This is a genomic window from Paralysiella testudinis (assembly GCF_016894345.1).
GTDB lineage: Bacteria > Pseudomonadota > Gammaproteobacteria > Burkholderiales > Neisseriaceae > Paralysiella > Paralysiella testudinis.
The window spans coordinates 2,606,646-2,629,102 of record NZ_CP069798.1 but is presented as its reverse complement, the minus strand read 5'-3'; the positions used below and the strand labels follow the sequence as shown (position 1 = coordinate 2,629,102).

The 22,457-nt window shown below is 53.2% G+C and carries 19 protein-coding genes and 1 pseudogene; 11 read left to right on the top strand and 9 right to left on the bottom strand.

Annotated features, from left to right (window positions below; all coding sequences use genetic code 11):
- Positions 1-146: 146 nt before the first annotated feature.
- From JQU52_RS13335 to JQU52_RS13320, 4 genes are read right to left on the bottom strand one after another with little or no spacing between them, the layout of a single operon-like run.
- Positions 147-1,232 (bottom strand): GmrSD restriction endonuclease domain-containing protein, encoded by a 1,086-nt coding sequence (locus JQU52_RS13335; protein ID WP_230340594.1) that lies wholly within the window; start codon positions 1,230-1,232, stop codon positions 147-149.
- On the bottom strand, positions 1,232-2,239 hold the full coding sequence (locus JQU52_RS13330; RefSeq protein WP_230338953.1) for an adenine-specific methyltransferase EcoRI family protein: 1,008 nt from the start codon (positions 2,237-2,239) through the stop codon (positions 1,232-1,234). Before JQU52_RS13330 ends, JQU52_RS13335 begins: the two co-directional genes overlap by 1 nt.
- A 57-nt stretch (positions 2,240-2,296) precedes the next feature.
- Entirely contained in the window at positions 2,297-2,455 is a 159-nt protein-coding gene (locus JQU52_RS13325) for a hypothetical protein (protein ID WP_230338952.1), read from the bottom strand.
- 43 nt (positions 2,456-2,498) lie between these two features.
- Positions 2,499-6,785, bottom strand: coding sequence for a DUF3418 domain-containing protein (locus JQU52_RS13320; protein WP_230338951.1), 4,287 nt, complete (start codon positions 6,783-6,785; stop codon positions 2,499-2,501).
- Positions 6,786-7,060: 275 nt separating this feature from the next.
- Here JQU52_RS13320 and groES point away from each other — a divergent pair, with 275 nt between their 5' ends.
- From groES to JQU52_RS13290, 6 genes and pseudogenes are all read left to right on the top strand, one after another.
- Positions 7,061-7,348 (top strand): co-chaperone GroES, encoded by a 288-nt coding sequence (gene groES / locus JQU52_RS13315; RefSeq protein ID WP_230338950.1) that lies wholly within the window; start codon positions 7,061-7,063, stop codon positions 7,346-7,348.
- Between the two features lie 101 nt (positions 7,349-7,449).
- A complete protein-coding gene (groL, locus tag JQU52_RS13310; protein ID WP_230338949.1) occupies positions 7,450-9,096 on the top strand; it encodes a chaperonin GroEL in 1,647 nt (548 codons plus the stop codon).
- Between the two features lie 246 nt (positions 9,097-9,342).
- Complete coding sequence (locus JQU52_RS13305; protein ID WP_230338948.1) at positions 9,343-10,002, top strand: DUF4190 domain-containing protein; 660 nt, start codon at positions 9,343-9,345, stop codon at positions 10,000-10,002.
- 132 nt (positions 10,003-10,134) lie between these two features.
- Positions 10,135-10,803 carry a DUF4190 domain-containing protein gene (locus JQU52_RS13300; protein ID WP_230338947.1) on the top strand — a complete coding sequence of 223 codons (669 nt, stop codon included), beginning with the start codon at positions 10,135-10,137 and terminating at the stop codon, positions 10,801-10,803.
- A gap of 214 nt (positions 10,804-11,017) precedes the next feature.
- Positions 11,018-11,161, top strand: a complete 144-nt coding sequence (locus tag JQU52_RS13295; RefSeq protein ID WP_230338946.1) for a hypothetical protein — start codon at positions 11,018-11,020, stop codon at positions 11,159-11,161.
- Positions 11,162-11,245: 84 nt separating this feature from the next.
- Positions 11,246-11,725: pseudogene (locus JQU52_RS13290) on the top strand (IS5 family transposase); the annotation flags it as partial.
- Between the two features lie 214 nt (positions 11,726-11,939).
- Here the strand turns inward: JQU52_RS13290 and JQU52_RS13285 are convergent.
- Entirely contained in the window at positions 11,940-12,356 is a 417-nt protein-coding gene (locus tag JQU52_RS13285; protein ID WP_230338945.1) for a bactofilin family protein, read from the bottom strand.
- Positions 12,343-13,230 carry a M23 family metallopeptidase gene (locus JQU52_RS13280; protein WP_230338944.1) on the bottom strand — a complete coding sequence of 296 codons (888 nt, stop codon included), beginning with the start codon at positions 13,228-13,230 and terminating at the stop codon, positions 12,343-12,345. The genes JQU52_RS13285 and JQU52_RS13280 overlap by 14 nt, the downstream gene beginning before the upstream one ends.
- Before the next feature lie 343 nt (positions 13,231-13,573).
- On the opposite strand from JQU52_RS13280, the gene JQU52_RS13275 reads away from it, so the two are divergent.
- Entirely contained in the window at positions 13,574-15,565 is a 1,992-nt protein-coding gene (locus JQU52_RS13275; protein WP_230338943.1) for a PhoX family protein, read from the top strand.
- 205 nt (positions 15,566-15,770) lie between these two features.
- Here JQU52_RS13275 and JQU52_RS13270 read toward each other — a convergent pair whose 3' ends face one another.
- Entirely contained in the window at positions 15,771-17,129 is a 1,359-nt protein-coding gene (locus JQU52_RS13270; protein ID WP_230338942.1) for a DEAD/DEAH box helicase, read from the bottom strand.
- 7 nt (positions 17,130-17,136) lie between these two features.
- The gene (locus JQU52_RS13265; RefSeq protein ID WP_230338941.1) at positions 17,137-17,472 is read right to left on the bottom strand and encodes a hypothetical protein; all 336 of its coding nucleotides are present in this window, start codon (positions 17,470-17,472) and stop codon (positions 17,137-17,139) included.
- Between the two features lie 100 nt (positions 17,473-17,572).
- Here JQU52_RS13265 and JQU52_RS13260 point away from each other — a divergent pair, with 100 nt between their 5' ends.
- The 3 genes from JQU52_RS13260 to JQU52_RS13250 all read left to right on the top strand — a co-directional run bounded on the left by JQU52_RS13260 (position 17,573) and on the right by JQU52_RS13250 (position 19,941).
- Positions 17,573-18,520 (top strand): class I SAM-dependent methyltransferase, encoded by a 948-nt coding sequence (locus JQU52_RS13260; protein ID WP_230338940.1) that lies wholly within the window; start codon positions 17,573-17,575, stop codon positions 18,518-18,520.
- 136 nt (positions 18,521-18,656) lie between these two features.
- Positions 18,657-18,974 (top strand): hypothetical protein, encoded by a 318-nt coding sequence (locus JQU52_RS13255; protein ID WP_230338939.1) that lies wholly within the window; start codon positions 18,657-18,659, stop codon positions 18,972-18,974.
- Positions 18,975-19,158: 184 nt separating this feature from the next.
- Positions 19,159-19,941, top strand: coding sequence for a ricin-type beta-trefoil lectin domain protein (locus tag JQU52_RS13250; RefSeq protein ID WP_230338938.1), 783 nt, complete (start codon positions 19,159-19,161; stop codon positions 19,939-19,941).
- Positions 19,942-20,003: 62 nt separating this feature from the next.
- On the opposite strand, the gene JQU52_RS13245 is transcribed toward JQU52_RS13250, so the two are convergent.
- Complete coding sequence (locus JQU52_RS13245) at positions 20,004-20,492, bottom strand: GNAT family N-acetyltransferase (RefSeq protein WP_230338937.1); 489 nt, start codon at positions 20,490-20,492, stop codon at positions 20,004-20,006.
- 305 nt (positions 20,493-20,797) lie between these two features.
- Between JQU52_RS13245 and msrAB the strand changes: the two genes are divergently transcribed.
- Positions 20,798-22,336 carry a bifunctional peptide-methionine (S)-S-oxide reductase MsrA/peptide-methionine (R)-S-oxide reductase MsrB gene (gene msrAB / locus JQU52_RS13240; protein WP_230338936.1) on the top strand — a complete coding sequence of 513 codons (1,539 nt, stop codon included), beginning with the start codon at positions 20,798-20,800 and terminating at the stop codon, positions 22,334-22,336.
- The last annotated feature ends 121 nt before the right edge of the window (positions 22,337-22,457 follow it).

Sequence of the window (22,457 nt, the reverse complement as noted above, 5' to 3'; positions counted from 1 at the left end):
GCATGCCGTAACCGTACGGATGTAGTGCGGGAAACATACAAATTTGTAAAAACAATGCCGTCTGAAAGAGATTATTCAGACGGCATTAAGACTTCATGCGTACGGCTACGTCGCTTGCGGCAGCTAACCGTACCTACGCGGACTTTTTATTTATCCGATTTTCTGCGGTTACAGTTTTTACACAGCATTTGGCCGTTTTCTTCGGTGGTTTTGCCGCCTTCACTCCACGGTGTGATGTGGTCGGCTTCCATTTGTTCGATGGCAAAGGTTTCTTTACACATTGGGCAAACACCTTTTTGTTTTTCAAATAGTTTTTGCTTCATGCTGTCTGAAAAAGCACGTATATTCAGATGCTTTTCTTCACGTGTCAGCACATAAAAATAAATGCCTTTTTTATTTATCACTTCATCATCAGCCATTAAAGCAGCGATTTCGGTTTCCAATACATCTTTATCCAGCATTTCGGTTTTAAATCGGTTATAAAGATTGCCCCAAGCCACACCTTTCATAAATTTTTTGCGTTTAACGTGGAATTTCGCGTTAATCCAAGTGATGACAGATTGAAAATATTGCCAAAGCTCCAAAGCATCAGCATCATTTTGATGTTTCGCCATATAGGCTTCAATTGAGCCGTCTGAAATCCAACTTAATGCTGTTTCCAAAAAATCTTGGCGAATAGGGCTACCTGAAACATAATCTTGACCGATTTGATAAGCGGCGCAGCCGTTTTTACTGAAATATCTTTTGGCATCCGCCAGCCAAGTGCCGGCATAAACAGCATTTCTTAATTCTTGCGCAGTCAGTTTTTCGCCCGCAATATTAATCGTTTCAAACCATTTTAATTTTTCACTGGGTCCGCCCTCACACACATACACCATCAGCTCATAATCCAAAATAGCGTTTTTTTCATCAGGCTGCATATTGTGGAAATAGCGCATCAGATAAGAAAAATCACCATTCACGTATTGGCACAGTGAAATGGTACGCTGCTGCCCGTCAATCACTTCAAATGTGCCGTCATCGCGCACCGCCCAATACATCACGTTCAGCGGAAAACCTTGCCGCACGGTTTCAATCACCGCATCACGCTGTTTGTCTTTATAAACAAATTCACGCTGATAAGGCGGGCGCACATCCAGCTTTCCGCCATAAGCACGAACCCCGGTTTCTTGGCTGTCTTGATAATCTGCAACCAATTCCCGTATGGTGATTTGTTTGAGTTGGATTTTCATCATTCAGCCTTCAAAGTGGATTTAGTTTTTGCAATAAAAATTCTTTTAAATTTTGCTTTTTCAGAAACTAGGCAGGATTTTGACCCTCCGAGCCATACACCACCAGAGTGTCCGGTTCCGTTATCCTCACCCATTCCAATAATCTCAAATTGATCGGGATTATATTTATCCAAAAAAGTAATCGGGACTCCCATCACGCCATCAAAATCACAAGGAATTTCTGCCACTTTGCTCACTTCAATAGCATTGTAATTATCGTAATGCGGATATTCTTCGGGCGTGTAGCTTTTATATAAAATCAGGCTCTCATGACGTTTGGCATGGTCTAAATTGGTAAACCAATAAGTATTGCCCATACTGCGCCACTTTTGCCCTGTTTCATCCTGCCAGTAGCGGGTTCGGCGCGGTTCGTCATGCGCGGGCACTTTGAATTTCATATCGCCGCCGTGATTACCGAGCCATAATTTATTTTCTTTTATTAAGGGGAATATTTCTTTGTAAGTAATGGCGTTATGATTGCCGATAATCAAAAATTTTTTACCATATTCCATCAATTGCACCACATATTCCCTAAACAGCGAAAACGGCGGGTTGGTCACGACAATATCGGCTTGTTTCAGAAGTTCGATACATTCTTCGCTTCGGAAATCACCATCTCCTTTTAGCGGATTGACTGCTATTTCATTTAAATCAGGAGTGCGGTTGCCGTTTTGGTCGCCTTCATAAACCAAATAAACTGCTTGTTCGCTGTTATTTTCACTGAATAAATCGGTTGACTGACTTTTGTAGCAAGTGGCAATCAGTTTTTTCAAGCCCAGTGTTTCAAACTGATATGAAAAATAATGAAAGAAATTACTGACTCGCGGGTCATCGCAATTGCAATAAACGGTCTTGTCTTTGAAATGATGTTTGTAATGCCGCAGCTCTTTTTCTATATCATCGAGCTGGGTATAAAATTCATCGTTTTTGGCACGGCTGGCGGCGTGGAGGGAAGTGTTGCCCGACATTTCAACCCCCTTGTTCGCAGAGGGTTAAGTCGAAACAACTGAAAAAATCAGATGTAGTTAGATATAATTTGCTTGCTTGCTTGCTTGCTTGCTTGCTTGCTTGCTTGCTTGCTTGCTTGCTTGCTTGCTTGCTTGCTTGCTTGCTTGCTTGCTTGCTTGCTTGCTTGCTTGCTTGCTTGCTTGCTTGCTTGCTTGCGCTATTTGTGTATCCATCATAAGGCTCTCCGTTGAATAAGATATTGTATCAAAACTTATCTTTTTATCTCTCAATTTTCTCCCATTCCTTCATCAACCTCTTTAGCGACACCGGCATCGGTGTTTTCAACTCCTGCGCAAACAGCGACACCCTTAATTCTTCAATCTGCCATCTAAACCCCATCAGGCCGTCTGAAGGGGGTTGGTTTTGTTTTAGCAAGGCATCTACTTTTTCCTGCCACATCGCCAGCAGTTCTTGTACGTCGGCTTCGCGGGCTTGGTCGCGAGCGGGGTTGGGGCTGTATTTTTCCATGCGTTTTTGCATGGCTTGCAGGTAGATGGGCAGGCGCGGCCATTGTTGCCAAGGGGTGGTGTGGGCGAAGCCGGGGTAAATCAGGGCTTCGAGTTGGTGGCGCAGGGTGTGGGCGAGCGGGTGGCGGCCGATTTTGCTGTTGAGTTCGCTATAGGCTTGCGCGGTGGCGAGCAGGTAGCGGTTGAGGGCTTCTTTTACGGCGGGCAGGCGGCTGCGGGCGCGTTTGATTTGTTCTTTAAAGGCTTTTTCGTCGCGCGGCGGGGTGTCTTCGCCCATGAGGGCACGGTCGAGCACGGCGGCGGTGATGTCTTCGCGCAGGTTTTCTACGCCTAGGTGTTTGAGCAGCATGGCGGTTGGGGTGAAGTCGGGCAGGCCTTTGTTAAGGTCTTTCACTTGCTCTTTGAGCTGCAAGGCCATAAGGGCGATGCTGCCTTGGCGGTGGGCGGCTGCGGCGGCTTCGGGGGTGTCGAACAGGCGCAGGGCAATGCTGCCGTTTTTTTGCTGTTGCAGGCCGAGGTAGCCGGTGAGCTGCTGTTTGCCGCGGGCGAATTGGATTTTTTCGGGCAGTTTGCCGATGTCCCAATTGGTGAGGTTGTCGCGCTCAAAATCGCTGCTGTTGTCGCGAAAGGTAACGGCGGCGGCTTGGCCGAGCTGGTTTTGCAGCTCGATTAGGTTGCGCCCCATGGCCAGCTCTTGGCCGCCGTCGTCAATCACGCGGATGTTGAAATAGCTGTGTTCAGGCAGCCTGAAGGCTTGCCAGGCGGCCATGTCGATTTGTTCGAGCAGGCGCATATCGCCGGCGCTTTTGGCGATGGCTTGGGCAAGCTGCGGCTGAATCGGGGCGTTTTGGTCGGGATTGCCGGCCAAGAAGCGGGTGATAAAGTCGGGCACGGGCACGCAGATGCGGCGGATTTGCTTGGGCAGGGCTTTGATTAAAAGCTGCAATTTTTCGCGTATCATGCCGGGCACCAGCCATTCGAGCGCGGCGGGATTGAGGCGGTTGAGCACAGGCAGCGGGATGGTGAGGGTGACGCCATCCAGCGGGTGGTGCGGCTCGAAGCGGTAGCTGAGCTTGAATTTGCCGTCGGCATTTTGCCAGTGCGGCGGAAATTGCGCTTCGGTAACGTGGGCGGCGGCGTGCTGCATGAGGTCGTCGCGGCTGAGGAAGAGCAGGCGCGGGTTCGCTTGCTCGGCTTGTTTGAGCCAGGCTTGGAAGGTGCGCAGGTCGGCTAGGGGTTGCGGGGTTTTAGGTGTGGGTCGGATTTTTGAATCCGATGGTTTTCCGCTTTTCAGACGGCCTTGATGGGTAGCATGGGTTTTGTCGGATTCAAGCATCCGACCTACGTTGTTTTCGCTTTCAGACGGCATATAGTTTTCAGGCAGCCTTTGATTGTAGAAATCAAACAGGGCTTCTTCGTCTACCAGCACGTCTTGTTTGCGCGATTTGTGTTCCAGCGCGGCGATGTCTTTAATCAGCTTTTTGTTGTGGGCAAAAAAGGCGGCCTGGATATCGGCTTCTTGCGCCACCAATGCGCCGCGGATAAACAGCTCGCGCGCTTCTTCGGGCGCCACTTTGCCGTAGGCCACAGGGCGGCGCGGCAGCACGGTGAGGCCGTAGAAGGTAACGCGTTCGCTGGCCACCACTTCGCCGCGCTTTTGCGACCAATGCGGCTCGAAATAATGGTATTTCACCAGATGCGGCGCTTCTTGCTCTATCCATTCCGGCTCGATGCTGGCCACGTCGCGGGCGTAGAGGCGGGTGGTTTCGGTGAGCTCGGCGGCCATCACCCATTTGGGTTTGCTTTTAAACAAGGCCGAAGCGGGGAAGAGGTGGAAATGGCTGCCGCGCGCGCCCAGATAGTCGTGGCCTTCGGGCGATTTAAGGCCGACATTGGCCACCAGCCCGGTAATCAGGGCGCGGTGGATTTGCTCGTAGCCCGCTTCTTTGGCTTGGCGGATGTGGGCGCGGTGCTGTTTTTTATCCAATTGCTGCTGCTTGATTTTGGCGGATAAATCTTGGTCGCCGCTGCGTTCAGACGACTTCAGTTGCGCGGTGGCTTGAGGCTGCCTGAAGGCATTTTCTTTGGTCACCAAGCCCAGCTCGATGGCAATCTGCGCCAATTGCTGGTGCAGCTCGCGCCATTCGCGCATGCGCAAGTGAGAGAGAAAATATTGGTGGCACCATTGCACCAATTGTTTGTTGCTCAGGCCGCGCTCGCGTTCGCGCTGGAAAGAATCCCAAATATTCAAATAAGCCAGAAAATCGGATTGTTTGTCGGTAAAGCGTTCGTGCGCTTTGTTGGCGGCTTCGCGTGCTTCCAGCGGGCGTTCGCGCGGGTCTTGAATGGAGAGCGCGGCCACAATCACCAGCATTTCGGCCATGCAATCGTGTTTTTGTGCCGCCAACAACATGCGGCTTACTTTCGGGTCTACCGGCAGGCGCGCCATGTGTTCGCCGATTTTGGTGAGCTGGTTGCGCTCGTTTACCGCGCCCAATTCCAGCAGCACTTGAAAGCCGTCATTAATATAGCGGGCATCGGGCGCTTCTAAAAACGGAAACGCGGCCACATCGCCCAATTTCAGCGCCGCCATGCGCAAAATCACCGCCGCCAGATTGCTGCGGATGATTTCGGGGTCGGTAAATTCGGGGCGCTGGGCAAAATCGTCTTCCGCATACAAACGAATGCACACGCCCGCCGCCACACGGCCGCAACGCCCGGCACGCTGGCGCGCGGCGGCTTGGGAGATGTTTTCCACATGCAGCTGCTCCACTTTGGCGCGGGCGGAATAGCGCTTCACCCGCGCCAAGCCGGTGTCGATCACATAGCGGATGCCGGGCACGGTGAGCGAGGTTTCGGCCACATTGGTGGCCAGCACAATGCGCCGTTTGCCGCCGCCGGGGTGGAAAATTTTGTGCTGCTCGGCGTTAGACAAACGCGCAAACAACGGCAGGATTTCATCGTTGCGCCGCAGCGGCGATTTGCGCAGCGCTTCGGCGGCTTCGCGGATTTCGCGCTCGCCCGGCAGAAACACCAAAATATCGCCGTTGCCCAGCCGCGCCAGCTCGTCGGCGGCGTCGACAATCGCATCGGGCATGTCGATTTCGGCTTCGTCTTCATCGGTTTCGGCCAGCGGGCGGTAGCGGATTTCCACCGGATAAGTGCGGCCGGAGACTTCCAGCACCGGCGCGCCTTGAGCGGGTGTTTCAGGTAGCGTTGTGGGTTGGATACCGGTATCCGACACGGGATTGATGCCGTCTGAACGGGATTTGTCGGATTCAAGAACCCGACCTACAGCATTTTCAGACGGCCTTTTCGCTGGATTAGGGCTACCTGAAACGATTTTGGCAGGCACACCCGCAGGCGCAAAGTGGCGGCTGAAACGCTCGGCATCAATAGTGGCCGAGGTAATAATCACTTTTAAATCGGGGCGGCGCGGCAGCAATTGTTTCAGGTAGCCTAAAAGAAAATCAATATTCAGGCTGCGCTCGTGCGCTTCATCGATGATGATGGTGTCGTAGGCGCTCAGAAAGCGGTCGGTTTGGGTTTCGGCCAGTAAAATGCCGTCGGTCATCAGCTTGATATGGGCATCGCGCGAGGTGTTGTCGTTAAAGCGCACTTTATAGCCCACAATGCTGCCGATGTCGCTGTTCAATTCTTCGGCAATGCGCTCGGCCACCGAGCGCGCGGCCAAACGGCGCGGCTGCGTGTGCCCAATCAACCCCGCCACCCCGCGCCCCAATTCCAAGCAGATTTTCGGCAATTGCGTGGTTTTGCCCGAGCCGGTTTCGCCGCAGATAATCACCACCTGGTTTTGTGCAATCGCCCGCTTGATGTCTTCACGCCGCTCGTGCACCGGCAAGGTGTTGTCGTAATGCGGCTGCGGCAAATTGGCCAGCCGCTGCAAATAGGCTTGGTGGGATTTTTGGTATTTCTGCTGCACCACCTCCGCCCCGCCGAAACGCTTGGGATTGCGCAGGGCTTGTTGCAGAAAATGGCGGTCTTTGCTGAGGGTTTGGTTTAAATCGGGCTGGGGCATGATGGGCTGGGGTGAGCGGCTTAAAAGAGGGCATTATCCCAGATATATTGAAATAAATAAAAACTGCTGCGGCTAGCTTGCTTGGCGCGAAACGGGCTTGTTGTTAACAAAGTAATCGCAAATTTTTTTCAGGCAGCCCTTGAATTGCCCGCATTCACCCCTACTTTTAGCCGCGATAAGCAGTTTCCCTATCCTGTTTTAGGCAGAAGTTTTGATAAAACAGGTATTTATTTGACATTGTCTGGTGCATGTGCACAACAACTGGAGATTAAACTATGGCTATTCGTCCTTTGAATGACCGTGTGGTGGTTAAACGTTTGGAAGCGGAAGAAAAAACCGCTTCGGGCATTGTGTTGCCGGGTGCGGCTGCGGAAAAGCCCGATATGGGTGAAGTGATTGCCGTGGGTGCGGGCAAACTGTTGAAAAACGGCGACCGCCAAAAGCTAGACGTGAAAAAAGGCGACAAAATCATTTTCGGCAAATACAGCGGCCAAACTGTGAAAGTAGACGGCGAAGAGCTGTTGGTAATGCGTGAAGAAGACATCTTCGGCATTGTGGAATAAGCGCGCTGGTTTAATGCTGCCTGAAAAGGAAAATATTTCAGGCAGCCTAAAAAATATTTCTTGCATTTAATATTTATATTTAATGAATTAGGAGCAACAACATGGCAGCAAAAGATGTGAAATTCGGCAACGAAGCCCGCGCCAAAATGGTAACTGGCGTTAATGTATTGGCCGATGCGGTTAAAGTTACCTTGGGCCCCAAAGGCCGCAATGTGGTGCTGGATCGCGCTTTCGGCGGCCCGCACATCACCAAAGACGGCGTGTCTGTGGCTAAAGAAATCGAATTGAAAGACAAATTTGAAAATATGGGCGCGCAAATGGTGAAAGAAGTGGCGTCTAAAACTTCTGATGTGGCCGGCGACGGCACCACCACCGCCACCGTATTGGCACAAGCCATTGTGGCCGAAGGCATGAAATACGTGGCTGCGGGCATGAACCCGATGGACTTGAAGCGCGGCATCGACAAAGCGGTGATTGCCGTGGTGGCCGAGCTGAAAAACATTGCCAAAGCTGTGCCGGAAAAATCCAAAGAAATCGCTCAGGTAGCCTCTATTTCCGCCAACTCCGACGAATCCATCGGTGAAATCATCGCCAAAGCCATGAACGAAGTGGGCAAAGAAGGCGTGATTACCGTGGAAGACGGCAAATCGCTGGAAAACGAAGTAGAAGTGGTAAAAGGCATGCAGTTTGACCGCGGCTATTTGTCTCCCTACTTTGTTACCGATATGGAAAAACAAATTGCCGGTTTGGATAGCCCGTTTGTGTTGTTGTTTGACAAAAAAATCAGCAATATCCGTGATTTGCTGCCGGTGTTGGAGCAAGTGGCCAAAACCAGCCGCCCGCTGCTGATTATTGCTGAAGACGTGGAAGGCGAAGCCTTGGCCACTTTGGTGGTAAACAACATCCGCGGCATTCTGAAAACCGTGGCCGTGAAAGCCCCGGGCTTTGGCGACCGCCGCCAAGCCATGCTGCAAGACATTGCCATCCTCACCGGCGGCACTGTGATTGCGGAAGAAGTGGGCTTGTCGTTGGAAAAAGCCACTTTGGAAGATTTGGGTCAAGCCAAACGCATTGAAGTGGGCAAAGAAAACACCACCATTATTGATGGCTTGGGCAACAAAGAGGCAGTGGATGCGCGCGTAAAAGAAATCCGCCAGCAAATCGAAACCGCCACCAGCGACTACGACAAAGAAAAACTGCAAGAGCGCGTGGCCAAACTGGCCGGCGGCGTAGCGGTGATTAAAGTGGGCGCGGCCACCGAAGTGGAAATGAAAGAGAAGAAAGACCGCGTAGACGACGCCCTGCACGCTACCCGTGCAGCGGTTGAAGAAGGCGTGGTGGCCGGCGGCGGCGTGGCCTTGCTGCGTGCACGCTCTGCCATCAAAGAGCTCAAAGGCGCCAATGCCGACCAAGACGCCGGTGTGCAAATCGTGCTCAAAGCCGTAGAAGCACCCTTGCGCCAAATCGTGCAAAACGCGGGCGATGAGCCCAGCGTGGTGGTCAACAATGTGCTCAACGGCCAAGGCAACTACGGCTTTAACGCCGGCACCGGCGAATACGGCGATATGATTGAAATGGGCGTGCTGGACCCGGCCAAAGTGACCCGTACCGCACTGCAACACGCCGCTTCCATCGCCGGCTTGATGCTCACCACCGATGCCATGATTGCCGAAATCCCGGAAGACAAACCGGCCATGCCGGACATGGGTGGTATGGGCGGCATGGGTGGTATGGGCGGCATGATGTAAGACGCCGGCCTTTGTTGCTGCTATGCAAAAAACCGCTTCTTCGGAAGCGGTTTTTTTATGGTTTGTTGCTGGTGGAAATAGATTATTGTGCTAATATGTTAACCTAAATTAACCGAGCCGCCAGAAGCCCGGTGCGCCAACTCCCTTCAACGGGCACCAAACACAAATCACGGCATGTGCAATCTTGCATACGCCGTCTTTTTGGTTTTTTATATGGATTTTAGCGTGCCCACAGGGAGCAATAGTATGGCCAAGATTAAATTAAACCGCCCGGCGGGCTCTATTGCCGGAGCAAATGACGGCAACACCCCGGCAATTCTAAGCTTGGTTTTTGCCATTTTGGGCTGGCTGGTACTGCCCTTTATTGGTGCTTTGGTTGCCGTGATTACTGGCCATATCGGCCGCAAACGCGCCAAAGCCGGTGCGCCGCGCGGCGGTATGGCGCTGGCCGGGTTGATTTTGGGCTATTTGTGGTGGGCTTTGCTGATACCGATGATGGGCATCATCGCGGCGCTTGCCCTGCCTGCGTATCAGGATTATGTGCAACGGGCTAAAGCACACCAAGCAAAAATGGCGCAAGACAGTGGCGATGCTTTAAACAGCGAATTGGACGAAGTGGCCGCCAACAACCCCGCAGATGCCTTGGGTATGGCCAAATTGTGGGTGGCGGCACGCGTATCCAAAGGCACGCCCTTAAATGAAATCAGCGAAGAGTTGAAACTCAGCCCGGCGCAGCAACAATACTGGCGCAGCATCCGTATCCAACAAGGCACCATCAATGCCATCCCGGCCAAAGGCGATGGCAAACAGGCGTTGGTGTTGTTGTCGATGCAAAACGGCAATAAATTGGTGTGGGTGTGCGGCGGCCAGATTCCGGATATGGCGCAGGCCGAATGCAGCCAGTAAAGTAAACGCCATTTGTGCCACAGGCATTTAACTGTGCACTTAATGCCCGCTTTTTCTTTTATTGCATAGGCTGAGGCTTTTACAAAAATCTCAGGCTGCCTGAAAAATGTGAATCTTGATTGGGAGGATGCAATGAAAGTAAGCTTAAATAAACCGGAGCCAACGCAAGCGGGTCAATACGGCCTGCCGCCCGCGCAAACCGGCACCAATAATTTGGCGGTGGTGAGTTTGGTGTTCGGTATTTTGAATTGGCTGCTATTGCCATTCATCGGTTCGATTGTGGCCATCATCACCGGCCATATGGCGCGCGGGCAAATCAAGCAAACCGGGCAGGACGGCGGCGGCATGGCGTTGGCCGGTTTGATTCTGGGCTATGTGTGGTGGGCTTTGCTGGTGCCGATACTGGGTATTTTGGCCGCCATCGCCTTGCCTGCCTATCAAGGCTATGTTGAGCGTGCGCAAACCGTGCAGTTAACCCAACCGCTGGAGGTGCTGCGCCATCAGGTGGAGTTGGATATTTTGAGCGGCCAAGCCGTGGCCGACATCAACCGCGATTCGGCCAGCGTGGCCGCCAACAAAACCTTGTTTACTGAGCTGGAGGTGGCAGAAGGCATAATTCATGCCGAATACAGCCAAGACAGCAAAGTGCCTGCGGCCATGCGCGGCCAGTCTTTATTGGCAGAGCCGGAAGTGGAAGCCGATGGCAAAGTAACTTGGTATTGTGAAACCGAGATGGCTGATCAATACCTGCCCGATTTGTGTTTTGAAGACGATGGGGCGGCCGCCGCGAGCGCCCCTTAATATAGCAAAGAAACTGAATAATCCTACGGCGTTGGTTCGCCTTGGCTCGAAGAGAACGATTTTGTAAGGCGCTAAAGCGCCAACAAACTCTGTTCCGTACTAGGGTCTGTTCACAATTACTTGTCATACCCTTGAATAAAAAAGAAACGCAGGCATAAAAGGAAGTTCTCACCCTCCCCCAATACACCTGCGATGCCCCGTACACTACTCAAAGATGAACATTGGTCATACTGTTTATATCGCTTATAACCGTTGGTCAGAAAAAGGCATTTTTACTGCAATCTTGAAACAGCTCAGCCAAGAGAGTGACTTGGAGTGGGTAGCCATAGACGGCAGTTATACCAATTCTACAAAATAACCTAACTGCGCTGGCTCGCCTTGCCGTACTACTTGTACTGTCTTCAGCTCGCCGCCTTGTTATCTTATTTTGTAGAATTGGTATTATATCCGTGCTCACCAACACTGCGCCTCAGCGCTCAGTGCACAAGAGGATCACGCAATCGGTATGAGCCGAGGCGGCAGAACCAGCAAGATTCATCTGGCTGTAGATGCTGCAGGCAATCCGATTGAGGTTATCGTTACTGCGGGCAATATCCATGATGTCACCGTTGCACCGGAGCTGCTTGACAACATCAACCTTGCCGAAACTGAGTTGGTTAATGCGGACAAAGGTTACGATTCAGACCGGCTCAGGGAGCAAATAGAGCAAAGCGGTGCGAAAGCCAATATTCCCTATAAAAGCAATAGGGAAGAGAAAAATAAAGACATGGACTGGTATTTATATAAAATCAGGCATTTGGTAGAGAATGCCTTTTGCCGTTTGAAACATTTCCGAGCGATTGCCAGCCGTTACGATAAGCTCAAACGCAACTTCCACAGTACGGTTTTATTGGGGTGCATTGTGATGTGGTTACCTTTATGACAAGTAATTGTGAACAGACCCTAGGTGTACTGTTTGCGGCTCAGCTCAAAGAGAACGATTTACTAAGGTACTGAAGCACCAAGTAAATCAGTTCCGCCTTGTATGATGTATTTATTTTCTTTGCTATAAAACGAATGTTTTAAATTTAAAAAACAGGCTGCCTGAATATCTTTTCAGGCAGCCTGTTTTATTTTTTTGCATATGGTGCTGTGTTTTAATTCGAATCCGCCGCAGGTAAGGTTAGTGTGGGGCTGTGGTCGGGCAGGGCGGCGGTGTTTTGGCTGTGCATCACCACGCTGCCTTGGTATACCGCGCCCGGTTCGATTTGCAGGCTGTGGGTGTCAATATTGCCGTTGATGTGGGCGCTGGCTTTCAAATCTAGATTTTGCGTGGTGATGTCGCCTTCGATGCGGCCGAATACCAGCAGTTCTTTGGCTTGGATATTGCCTTTAATCCAGCCTTTTTCGCCCACAATCACCATGCCTTCGCTGGCTACATGGCCAACAATGCCGCCGTCGATTTTCACTGAATTATGGCTGCTGATGTTGCCCTGCAAAGTACATTGTTCGCCAATAAGGGTGTCGATATTCATGCTGCTGCCGTTGTTGCTGCTTTTTTTACTGTTGAACATGGTTGCTGTTGTCCTGAAGATGGCCAAGGGTGAGGAAGTTTTCCGGGTCGTGAAAGCCGTCGTTACGGCGCACTTCGTAATGCAGATGCGGGCCGGTGGAGCGGCCGGTGTTGCCCAGCTTGCCGATAATGTCGCCCGCTTTGATTTTCTGGCCGTTTTTCACATCAATGGCCGACAAATGGCCGTAAAGGGTTTGGTAGCCGTAGCCGTGCTGGATTTTCACCACATTGCCATAGCCGTTTTGGGTACCGGCCAGAATCACGGTGCCGTCGGCAGTGGCGTGTATCGGCTCGCCGATCTGGCCGCGAAAATCCAGCCCGTTATGGCCTTCGGCACCTTGGCCGCTAAAAGGATTGGCACGCATGCCGAAGCGGGAGGAAATGCTGCCTTTGTGCGGCACGCCCAAGGGTATTTTGCGCAAGGTTGAGAGCAGGTTTTCGGTTTGTTCGCTGTAGTGCTGCATATAGGGCACCGGCGCGGCCAGTTTGATTTCCGGGCCGCCGGCGGCATCGTTGGGGGTGCCGGCCGGCGGCTCGCTGCTAATCGGCTTCACATCTACACCACGGGCATTGAGGTATTGCTGCAATTGCAAGACGGTGCGCTCCGACTGGCTCAAGCCTTTGAGTTTGGCTTCGATTTCAGCCGAAGTAAACTGTTGTAAATCCGTCACTTCCTGTGCCAATTCGGCGGCTTGTTGTTGGGTTTGCCAATGCTGCCAAGCCAGATAAGACAAGGCGGCAGCCAGCACGGTGGTGCTGATGCTCAAGGTCCACAAGGCGGGTTTAATCGCCTTGAGCATGGTGTGGCTAATGCCGATGCTGCGGGTGGATTGCTCGTCGATAATCAATACAGTGGCGCGTTTGCGTTGGTTCATCTGGCTGTATCCGGGTGGTTTTTGGGTTTGCTATAGTCTGCCTGAAAGTATGCCAAACAGCTATCTAGTGCGTTAAAAACACACTATTTTAATATATTCAGGCAATTTTTTGATAAAAAATCTTATATTCGGTTAAAAAATATAGAGTATTAATTCTATTGTGTCGTGGTAATGGCGCCATTAAATGCCGATGGTGCTATCGGTACGTACTGGTGTTTTGTCATCAAATTGTCATCCAATGGTTATGGTTTTGTCACACGGTATCGGTAATCTCGGGCTGATTTTTTTCAGTACAAACTGGCTAATGATGCCAAACCAACCATTCAATTAAAGGGACAACAACATGGGCAAACCGCTCCAAAAAACCGGCCTGATCAAACAGGTAAACGACGATGTGGTGAGCAATCCTTCTGATAACACGGCGTTTTCACAAGTGCTGGACAGCCGCTTGTCGCGCCGCAGCCTGTTGCAAAGCAGCGGCGCTTTGGGCGTGGCGGCGGCTTTGCCGGCGGGCTTAAGCCTGTTTGCCGATAAGGTGCAAGCGGGCGTATTCAGCCGCGACAATATCGGCAAGGCGCGCGGTTTGGGCTTTACGCCGGTGCCGATGTCGGCTGCCGATACCGTGGTGGTGCCGCCGGGCTACAGCGCCCGCGCGTTTTACAAATGGGGCGATGCGGTGGGCATTGCCGGCAAAATGCCGGCCTTCAAGCCCGACGCCAGCAACACCACGCAAGAGCAAGCCTCGCAAGCCGGTATGCACCACGACGGCATGGCCTATTTCACCCTACCAATGGCCTCCAGCAGCAGCAACCGTGGCCTGCTGGCGATGAACCACGAATATGTCGACAACGGCTTGCTGTTTAAAGACGGCACCGCCCATTGGGACATGAACAAGGTGCGCAAAAGCCAAAACGCCATGGGTGTGTCGATAGTGGAAGTGGCCAAAGACAGCGGCGGCCAGTGGCAAGTGGTGCGCCCATCGCCGTATGCGCGCCGCATTACCCCGCACACGCCGATGCAGGTGTCCGGCCCCGCCCGCGGCCATGCGCTGATGAAAACCCAGGCCGATCCGCGCGGCGAAGTGGTGTTGGGCACCATGCAAAACTGCGCCAACGGCATCACCCCGTGGGGCACTTATTTAACCTGTGAAGAAAACTGGGCCGATATTTTCACCACTCAAGGCATTCCCAATGAGCTGGAAAAACGCTACGGCATCGGCAGCAAAGACGAATCTTACCGCTGGAGCGAGCTGGATTTCCGTTTCGACACCGGCTTGACGCCCAACGAACCCAACCGCTTCGGCTGGGTGGTGGAAATCGACCCCTACAACCCGCAATCGGTGCCGGTAAAACACACCGCCTTGGGGCGCATCAAACACGAAGGCGCCACCGTTACCCTGGCGCCCGACAACCGCGTGGTGGTGTACAGCGGCGACGACCAGCGTTTTGAATACATTTACAAATTTGTGTCCAACGGCAAATACAACCCCAACAACCGCGAAGCCAATATGCGCCTCTTGGCCGACGGCACCCTGTATGTGGCGCGTTTTGACGACCAAGGCAAAGGCGAATGGCTGCCCTTAGTGCACGGCCAAGGCAAGCTCACCGCTGAAAACGGCTTTGCCGACCAAGGCGAAGTGTTGGTTAAAACCCGCCTAGCCGCCGATGCCGTGGGCGCCACCAAAATGGATCGCCCCGAATGGATTGCGGTGGATCCATATAAAAACGGCAGCGTGTATTGCACCCTCACCAACAACAACCAACGCGGTGCTGAAGGCAAACCGGGCGTGGATGCCGCCAATCCGCGTGCCAACAACCGCTTCGGCCACATCATCCATTGGGAGGAAGCCCGCGGCAATGCCGCTGCCACCACCTTTGATTGGGATATTTTGGTGTTGGCCGGGCGTCACGACACCGATGTGGCCGAATTTAAAGGCAATATGCCCAAAGGTGCCGAATTCGGCAGCCCCGACGGCTTGAGCTTCGATCATCGCGGCGTATTGTGGATTCAAACCGATGTGTCCGCTTCCACCGCCAACATCAAGGAATACGCGGGCATGGGCAATAACCAGATGCTGGCCACCATCCCCGGCAGCCACGATTACCGCCGCTTCCTCACCGGCCCTGTGGGCTCGGAAATCACCGGCATCGCCTTCACGCCCGACAACAAAACCATGTTTGTGAACATCCAGCACCCGGGCGAGCCAAAAGAAGGCGATACCGATCCGGCTGCGCCGATGGCCATTTCCAGCTGGCCCGACGGCCCGCAAGGCGGCCGCCCGCGTGCCGCCACGGTGGTGATTACCAAAGATGATGGCGGGGTGATTGGCAGCTAGTTTTGGCTAGAGCATAAAGGGAATTTGTGGCCTTAGGCGTAACCCAACAAAACTGAAATGGCTTTATAAAACCAATCTATTTGGTTGATTAGCAGCGCCGTAGGTTGGATTCGAGAATCCGACAGCCATAAATTGAAATAAGCACAATCCCAAGCACAAAAAAGCACCGCATCTGCGGTGCTTTTTTTTTCAGGCAGCCTTGGCCTTAACGGCTGCGGCTGGCGCTGGGTTTGCGTGCGGCGGCCGGTTTGGCGTGGCTTTTGCCGCTGCGGTTGTCGCCGTGGCTGCGGGCACCGTCGCCGCTGCGCCCGGCAAAGGGTTTGCCACCGCCATAGCCGCCGCTTTTGCGTTTGTCGCCGCTACCGGCACCGCCAAAGCTGCGACCGCGGCCTTTACCGGCGGGCTTGGCACCGCCGCGTTTGCGGGTGGGTTCCATGCCTTCAATTGCCATTTCCGGCAATTTGCGGTTCAGGTAGCGTTCGATTTTGTGCACTTTCACGTATTCGTTGACTTCGGCAAAGGTAATTGCCAAGCCGTGGCGGCCAGCGCGGCCGGTACGGCCGATGCGGTGCACATAGTCTTCGGCCTGTTTGGGCAGGTCGTAGTTGATGACGTGGCTGATGGTGGGTACGTCGATGCCGCGTGCGGCTACATCGGTGGCCACCAAGATTTTGATGCGGCCTTTGCGCAAGTCCATCAGGGTGCGGTTGCGCCAGCCTTGCGGCATGTCGCCGTGCAGGCAACTGGCCGAAAAGCCTTTTTCATACAATTCGTCGGCCAGTTGCTCGCTCATCACTTTGGTGGCGGTAAAAATCACGCATTGGTCGATATTGGCATCACGCAGGATGTGGTCGAGCAGGCGGTTTTTGTGGCGTAAGTCGTCGCAATACAGCAGTTGCTCGTCGATTTTGCCGTGGTCGTCCATGCGCGCCACTTCGATTTTTTGCGGGTTGCGGGTGAGGCGTTGTGCCAGTTTGCCCACAATGCCGTCCCAAGTGGCGGAAAACAGCAGGGTTTGGCGCTCGGCCGGGGTGGCCGCCACGATGGTTTCGATGTCGTCGATAAAGCCCATGTCGAGCATGCGGTCGGCTTCGTCCAGAATCAATACTTCCAAGCGGCTAAAGTCGATGCGGCCTTGGCGCATGTGGTCCATCAGGCGGCCGGGGGTGGCCACGATAATATCAATGGGGCGGCCCAGGGCGCGGATTTGTTGGCCGAAAGAAGTGCCGCCTACCAAGGTAACGGTGCGCAGCCACGGCATGTTTTTGCCGTAAACTTGGGCGCTTTTTTCCACTTGCTGTGCCAATTCGCGGGTGGGGGTGAGCACCAATGCGCGCGGGCCTTTGCCCGGTTTGTCGCTGCGTTGCAGCAGTTTTTGCAGTGTGGGCAGCAAAAAGGCAGCGGTTTTGCCGGAGCCGGTTTGCGCCGAAGCCATTAAGTCATGGCCTTGCAGGGCTTGCGGAATGGTTTGCAGCTGTACGGGGGTGGGGGTGTCGTAGCCTGCTTCGAGCAAGGCGTCGGTGAGGGGTTTGTCCAAATGTAAATCGGTAAAATGCAAAGACATGAATATCCTAAAAATCAACGACAAACCAAAGGGCTGCCTGAAACGGTTTCAGGTAGCCTCGAAGCGGTATACGGACGGCGGAAAATGCAAGACGGCCGGGTGTGTCGCAAGCGTGTGCTTGGGTTAAACATCGGCGACAACCGGCAAATATGCCCACAAATAACGGGGCAGCGCGGGCGTTGATACTGTGCATGGCGCACAACCCGGGATGGCTGAAGACGATGGCTTCAAAAAGAGAACTGCGCATAATATAGCCTTTGTTTGGCAGCGTCAAGCGTTTATTGGGTTTGCCTAAAACGGCGTTGTGCGGATTTTGGCCGCCAAAGTGCGCTACAATGGTCATCGCGGTTTTCAGGCAGCCTTTCAAACAGCCAGAGATGGATTGATTTTGTTGAAGCTGCCTGAAAGCTTAAATTATTGTATTAAAAACAAGAAACGTGAATATGACCGACATCTCCGCCTTTGCCAACCGCCTAGGCAAAAACGCCAAGCACCTGATGAAATGGGCACGCCGCCACAATCTTGAAGCTTGGCGTCTCTACGACAAAGACATCCCGCAATTTCCGTTTGCGGTTGATGTGTATGGCGCCCACATCCATTTGCAGGAATACGATACCGGCTGGCTGATGCAGGCGGAAGAATACGAAGCCTGGCTGGCTGAAGTGGTGGCGGCAGTGTGTTTTGTGAGCGGTTTTGACGCCGGGCAAGTGCACATCAAGCGGCGCGAGCGCCAAAAAGGGCGTGAACAATACGAAAAAACCGGTCGCCAAGGCGAAGATTTTTACATTGGCGAGCATGGCCGCCGCTTTTGGGTGAATTTAGACAAATACCTCGATACCGGCCTGTTTCTGGATCACCGCAACACCCGGCAACAAGTGGGCAATCTGGCCGCAGGCAAACGTTTTTTAAACCTGTTTGCCTACACCGGCAGCTTCACCGTGTATGCGGCCACCGGCGGTGCGGTATACAGCGAAACCGTGGATTTATCCAACACTTATCTGGATTGGGCAGCGCGTAATTTTGCCCTCAATCATATTGATACCCACGCACACCAAATCGTGCGCGCCGATGTGTTTCAATATTTGCAGCAGGCCGCAGCGGCGGGCAAGCAGTTTGATTTGGTGGTGATGGATCCGCCCAGTTTTTCCAACAGCAAAAAAATGCTGGATATTTTGGATGTGCAGCGCGACCATATCCGCCTAATCGACGGCGCCATGCGCCTGCTCGCTCCCGGCGGCACGCTGTTTTTCTCCAACAACCGCCGTGGCTTTGTGCTAGACGAGACGCTGCCTGAACGCTATGCTGTACGCGATATTTCGCGCCAATCGGTGCCGGAGGATTTCCGTAATAAAAAAATCCACCAGTGCTGGCAAATTGGCCACCGCGTTTGAATGAAGGCAGGAAAAATATTCTGAAATGTGAATATTTGCATCACCGTAGGGTGCGCCATGCGCAGCAGAAAATGAATTAATCGGCTGATGTTTATTTTTTAAACAACCAAATATCTCTAAATAAATGGGAGCGCAGATGAAATCAGGTATTTTTTTGGCCGCAGCAGTGCTGTTGTTGGCCGGATGCAGCGAGCAAAAAGAACAATTCCAGCAGGAATTCAATAGCAAATTCCGTAGTGAATTTATTAGCCAATGCGTGGCCAGCATTCCCAAGCAGGCCCGGCTGTCAACGGAAAAAGCGCAGCAATACTGTACGTGCAGTGCCGACAAGGTATTGGAAACCTTATCGGCCACCGATATCGCCAAACTGATGGGCGGTAGAGGGGAAAAAGACAGTGAATTACAGCAAAAAGTGGTGGATGCCGCCGCCACATGCATGAATACATTGAAATAAATCAGCAATAAGCCCATGTTGTTTAGAGTTAAAGGCTGCCTGAAATGGCTTCAGGCAGCTTGGCCGTGTAAATAAAAGAAAACGACCACAAAAACAATCATTTCAAACTGCGCCACACACCCTAGGCGAATTTGTATCCGTTTTTATTTATTCCACTATGACTGTGTAATAGAGAAGGAGGCCGATGATGCGCCAAGCAACCGTATCTACTTTGGTTGTGGCAGCGGGCTTGTTGCTGGCCGCCGCCGGCCAGGCGCAAGACGTGCGCCCGGGTGTCAATATGGCACAGCACAATTCGCTACCCAATTGGAGCAGCGGCACAGGCAGCAGTCCGCATCGAGGCCATGGCGGCATGGGGATTTATCCGCAACCGGGATACCCGGGCGGCGGGGTGCATCATTATCCCGCTTATCCTGTGCAACCCGGTATTGGTATTGGCTATCAGCACGGCGATACCTCGGTGCAGGTGCAGCTGCCGGTGCGCACCGAGGTAAACATCAACCGCAATGTGCGGATTTATGCGCCGCCGGGCACCACAGTGATTTACGGCGAGGGTGTGCCGGTGGGCTATCCCTATAACGCGGCGTACAACGATGCCTATCCAGACCATGCGCCGCAACGGCTGTTGCGCAGCAGCAACGGGCTGTGCGTGGATGCCGGTGAAGTGCGCCCGCAAGGCGGTGGCACGGTGTTGACCACCGGCGCGTGCCACGGGCGCATTGGCCAGCAGTGGCGTTGGCAACAGGGACGTTTGGCGGTGGCGGGTTTGTGTTTGGATGCCATGGGCGGCGGCCAAGCCGGCGCGCCGGTAGGCACGTTTCCGTGCAGTGGCAGTATTGATCAGCAATGGCAGTGGCAGGGCGGGCAAATCCGCCATGTGGGCAGCGGCTTGTGTTTGGACAGCAGCGATAATGTTTTGCGCACTCAGCGTTGTGGCGGCAATGCGGGGCAGTATTTTAGCTGGTAGTGATTGGAGCCAATGTTATTTCAGCATCAAAAAAATAGGCTAGCTGAATCTTTCAGGCAGCCCTAATCCAGCAAATATTTGCGCATCAACGCGCATTTGACAGTAACGGTTTTATTCAGCGGCAGTGCCGCTTCGCCCAAAGATTGATAACCATTGATTTGGTAAAACGCCACCGAATTAAGCGAGGCATACAGCTTTACCAGCCCCAGCCCGGCAGCGGCCGCCAGCGTTTCCGCCCGTTGCAGCAGCGCCGTACCCAGCCCTTGGTTGTGCACAAACGGATGCACATACAGCGCATCCAGCTGGGCTTCACGCAAGTCGAGCTGGAAAAAGCCTTGAATATGGCCTTTGTAATCCACAATCCACAAAGCTTTATCGGGGTTTTGCAAGGTGTCGACATAGCTTTGCGGACCCAGCAGCGCCAGCCACGCAGCCAGCACCGTGCTGTCGTAGGTGCGCGCGCAGGTGTAGCGCACGGCGTATTCGTGGGCGTTGAAAATATGCTCACAGTCGTCTAGGCGGGCAGGGCGCAAGTGGGTGATGATGCTCATAAATATGGGTGGTTTGATATGTAGTGAATTAAATTTGAACCAATACTGCGTTGGCTCGCCTTGCCGTATACCTATACTGTCTGCGGCTCGTCGCCTTGTCTTGATTCAAATTTAATCCACTAGAAAAATGAATCGGTAAATCGAGTTTGTGCGCATCATAGCGCAAAGCGCCGCTGCCGTGTTTTTAAAAATGGCCTTTACCGCCGCTAGGCTGCCTGAAACCAATATCCGATTACGAAAATAAATTGAAGCTCACGCCATAATGCTTGTATGCTGGTATTCATTATCCCATCAGGAGCCGTATTATGCATGGCCAACGCAGGTGGTTTTTCTTATACGGCTTATTCCTGGCATTGAGCTTGGCTGCTTGCCAGCAGCGTGCTGCACCGGCGGGAATCACAGCGCAATTGGCGGCGCTGCCCAGCACTCAGGGCGCACAAAATCCGGCTTGGTTGAAGCCGCAGCAGCCTACCTTGGTTAAATTTTGGGCCAGCTGGTGCCCACTGTGCTTATCGGAACTGGAAACCACCCAAAGCTGGCGGCGCGACCCTGCATTTAAGGCCGTAAATGTACTCAGCGTGGCCGCGCCCGGCTTTTTGAGCGAAAAGCCGCATGCCGATTTTGTGCGCTGGTATGGTGGCCTAAGTTATCCCGACTTGCCGGTACTACTTGACGACGGCGGCACGCTGGCACGGCAATTGGGCATCGGCGTTTACCCCAGTTGGGTGTTGCTGGATACTCAGGGTCAGCCGCAGCGCATTATTAAAGGCAGCCTGAGCCGCACCCAAGCGCTGGCCTTGCTGCACAACCCGCAAGCGGATTTAAATCAAACCGCCGCCGCATTTTATCAACCCACACACAATACGGAAGCCAAGCTTATGAACAGCAAAACCATCTATCTGGCCGGCGGCTGCTTTTGGGGGCTGGAAGCCTATTTCCAGCGCATTCCCGGCGTGATTGACGCCGTATCCGGCTATGCCAACGGCCGCACCGAACACCCCACTTACGAGCAAGTGGTACGTGAAAACACCGGCCATGCCGAAACCGTTAAAGTGGTGTACAACCCCGCGCAGTTAAGCCTGGCCGACATCATGCAATACTATTTGCGCGTGGTCGATCCCACCAGCCTTAACCGCCAAGGCAACGATCGCGGCAGCCAATACCGCAGCGGCGTGTACTACACCGATGCTGCCGAGCACAGCATTATTCAGGCAGCCTTGGCTGCCGAGCAAGCCAAATACGCCGATAAAATCGTGGTGGAAAACCAGCCCTTGCAGCAATTTTTTGTCGCCGAAGACTACCATCAGGATTATTTGGCCAAAAACCCCAACGGCTATTGCCATATCGACATTCGCCGTGCCGATGAGCCTTTGCCCGGCAAAGCGGCACACTTTGATGCCGCCGCTTACCAAAAACCGAGCGATGCCGCCTTAAAGCAGCAGCTCACCCCCGAGCAATACCGCATCACCCAGCAAAGCGGCACCGAGCGCGCCTTCAGCCACGAATACGACCACCTGTTTGCGCCCGGCCTGTATGTGGATGTGGTGAGCGGCGAGCCTTTGTTCAGCTCGCGCGACAAATTCGATTCCGGTTGTGGCTGGCCGAGCTTTAGCAAGCCGCTGAATGCCGCCGCCGTTACCGAGCACAGCGACCACAGCTACAATATGCAGCGGGTGGAAGTGCGCAGCCACAGCGCCGACTCACACCTTGGCCACGTCTTCCCCGACGGCCCCGCCGACAAAGGCGGCCTGCGCTACTGCATCAACGGCGCCAGCCTGCGCTTTATTCCGTATGCGGAAATGGAAGCGGCCGGTTATGGTTATTTAAAGGATGCGGTTAAATAACACTGGAAATCAATATAATGGATAAAATAAGGCTGCCTGAAAGATTTTGGCTTCGGCAAAGCTAAAATTTTTCAGGCAGCCTTATTATGCGAGCCTCAGACAATACAGGTAGTGCGGCAAG

Excerpts from the sequence above, each read along its gene's own strand:
- JQU52_RS13320 (WP_230338951.1), bottom strand. The coding sequence starts at position 6,785 with ATGCCCCAGCCCGATTTAAACCAAACCCTCAGCAAAGACCGCCATTTT.
- JQU52_RS13245 (WP_230338937.1), bottom strand. The coding sequence starts at position 20,492 with ATGAGCATCATCACCCACTTGCGCCCTGCCCGCCTAGACGACTGTGAG.
- JQU52_RS13250 (WP_230338938.1), top strand. The coding sequence starts at position 19,159 with ATGATGCGCCAAGCAACCGTATCTACTTTGGTTGTGGCAGCGGGCTTG.
- JQU52_RS13335 (WP_230340594.1), bottom strand. The coding sequence starts at position 1,232 with ATGAAAATCCAACTCAAACAAATCACCATACGGGAATTGGTTGCAGAT.
- JQU52_RS13265 (WP_230338941.1), bottom strand. The coding sequence starts at position 17,472 with ATGACCATTGTAGCGCACTTTGGCGGCCAAAATCCGCACAACGCCGTT.
- JQU52_RS13270 (WP_230338942.1), bottom strand. The coding sequence starts at position 17,129 with ATGTCTTTGCATTTTACCGATTTACATTTGGACAAACCCCTCACCGAC.
- groL (WP_230338949.1), top strand. The coding sequence starts at position 7,450 with ATGGCAGCAAAAGATGTGAAATTCGGCAACGAAGCCCGCGCCAAAATG.
- JQU52_RS13300 (WP_230338947.1), top strand. The coding sequence starts at position 10,135 with ATGAAAGTAAGCTTAAATAAACCGGAGCCAACGCAAGCGGGTCAATAC.
- JQU52_RS13255 (WP_230338939.1), top strand. The coding sequence starts at position 18,657 with ATGAAATCAGGTATTTTTTTGGCCGCAGCAGTGCTGTTGTTGGCCGGA.
- JQU52_RS13280 (WP_230338944.1), bottom strand. The coding sequence starts at position 13,230 with ATGAACCAACGCAAACGCGCCACTGTATTGATTATCGACGAGCAATCC.
- groES (WP_230338950.1), top strand. The coding sequence starts at position 7,061 with ATGGCTATTCGTCCTTTGAATGACCGTGTGGTGGTTAAACGTTTGGAA.
- JQU52_RS13325 (WP_230338952.1), bottom strand. The coding sequence starts at position 2,455 with ATGATGGATACACAAATAGCGCAAGCAAGCAAGCAAGCAAGCAAGCAA.
- JQU52_RS13285 (WP_230338945.1), bottom strand. The coding sequence starts at position 12,356 with ATGTTCAACAGTAAAAAAAGCAGCAACAACGGCAGCAGCATGAATATC.
- JQU52_RS13305 (WP_230338948.1), top strand. The coding sequence starts at position 9,343 with ATGGCCAAGATTAAATTAAACCGCCCGGCGGGCTCTATTGCCGGAGCA.
- JQU52_RS13260 (WP_230338940.1), top strand. The coding sequence starts at position 17,573 with ATGACCGACATCTCCGCCTTTGCCAACCGCCTAGGCAAAAACGCCAAG.
- JQU52_RS13275 (WP_230338943.1), top strand. The coding sequence starts at position 13,574 with ATGGGCAAACCGCTCCAAAAAACCGGCCTGATCAAACAGGTAAACGAC.
- msrAB (WP_230338936.1), top strand. The coding sequence starts at position 20,798 with ATGCATGGCCAACGCAGGTGGTTTTTCTTATACGGCTTATTCCTGGCA.
- JQU52_RS13295 (WP_230338946.1), top strand. The coding sequence starts at position 11,018 with ATGAACATTGGTCATACTGTTTATATCGCTTATAACCGTTGGTCAGAA.
- JQU52_RS13330 (WP_230338953.1), bottom strand. The coding sequence starts at position 2,239 with ATGTCGGGCAACACTTCCCTCCACGCCGCCAGCCGTGCCAAAAACGAT.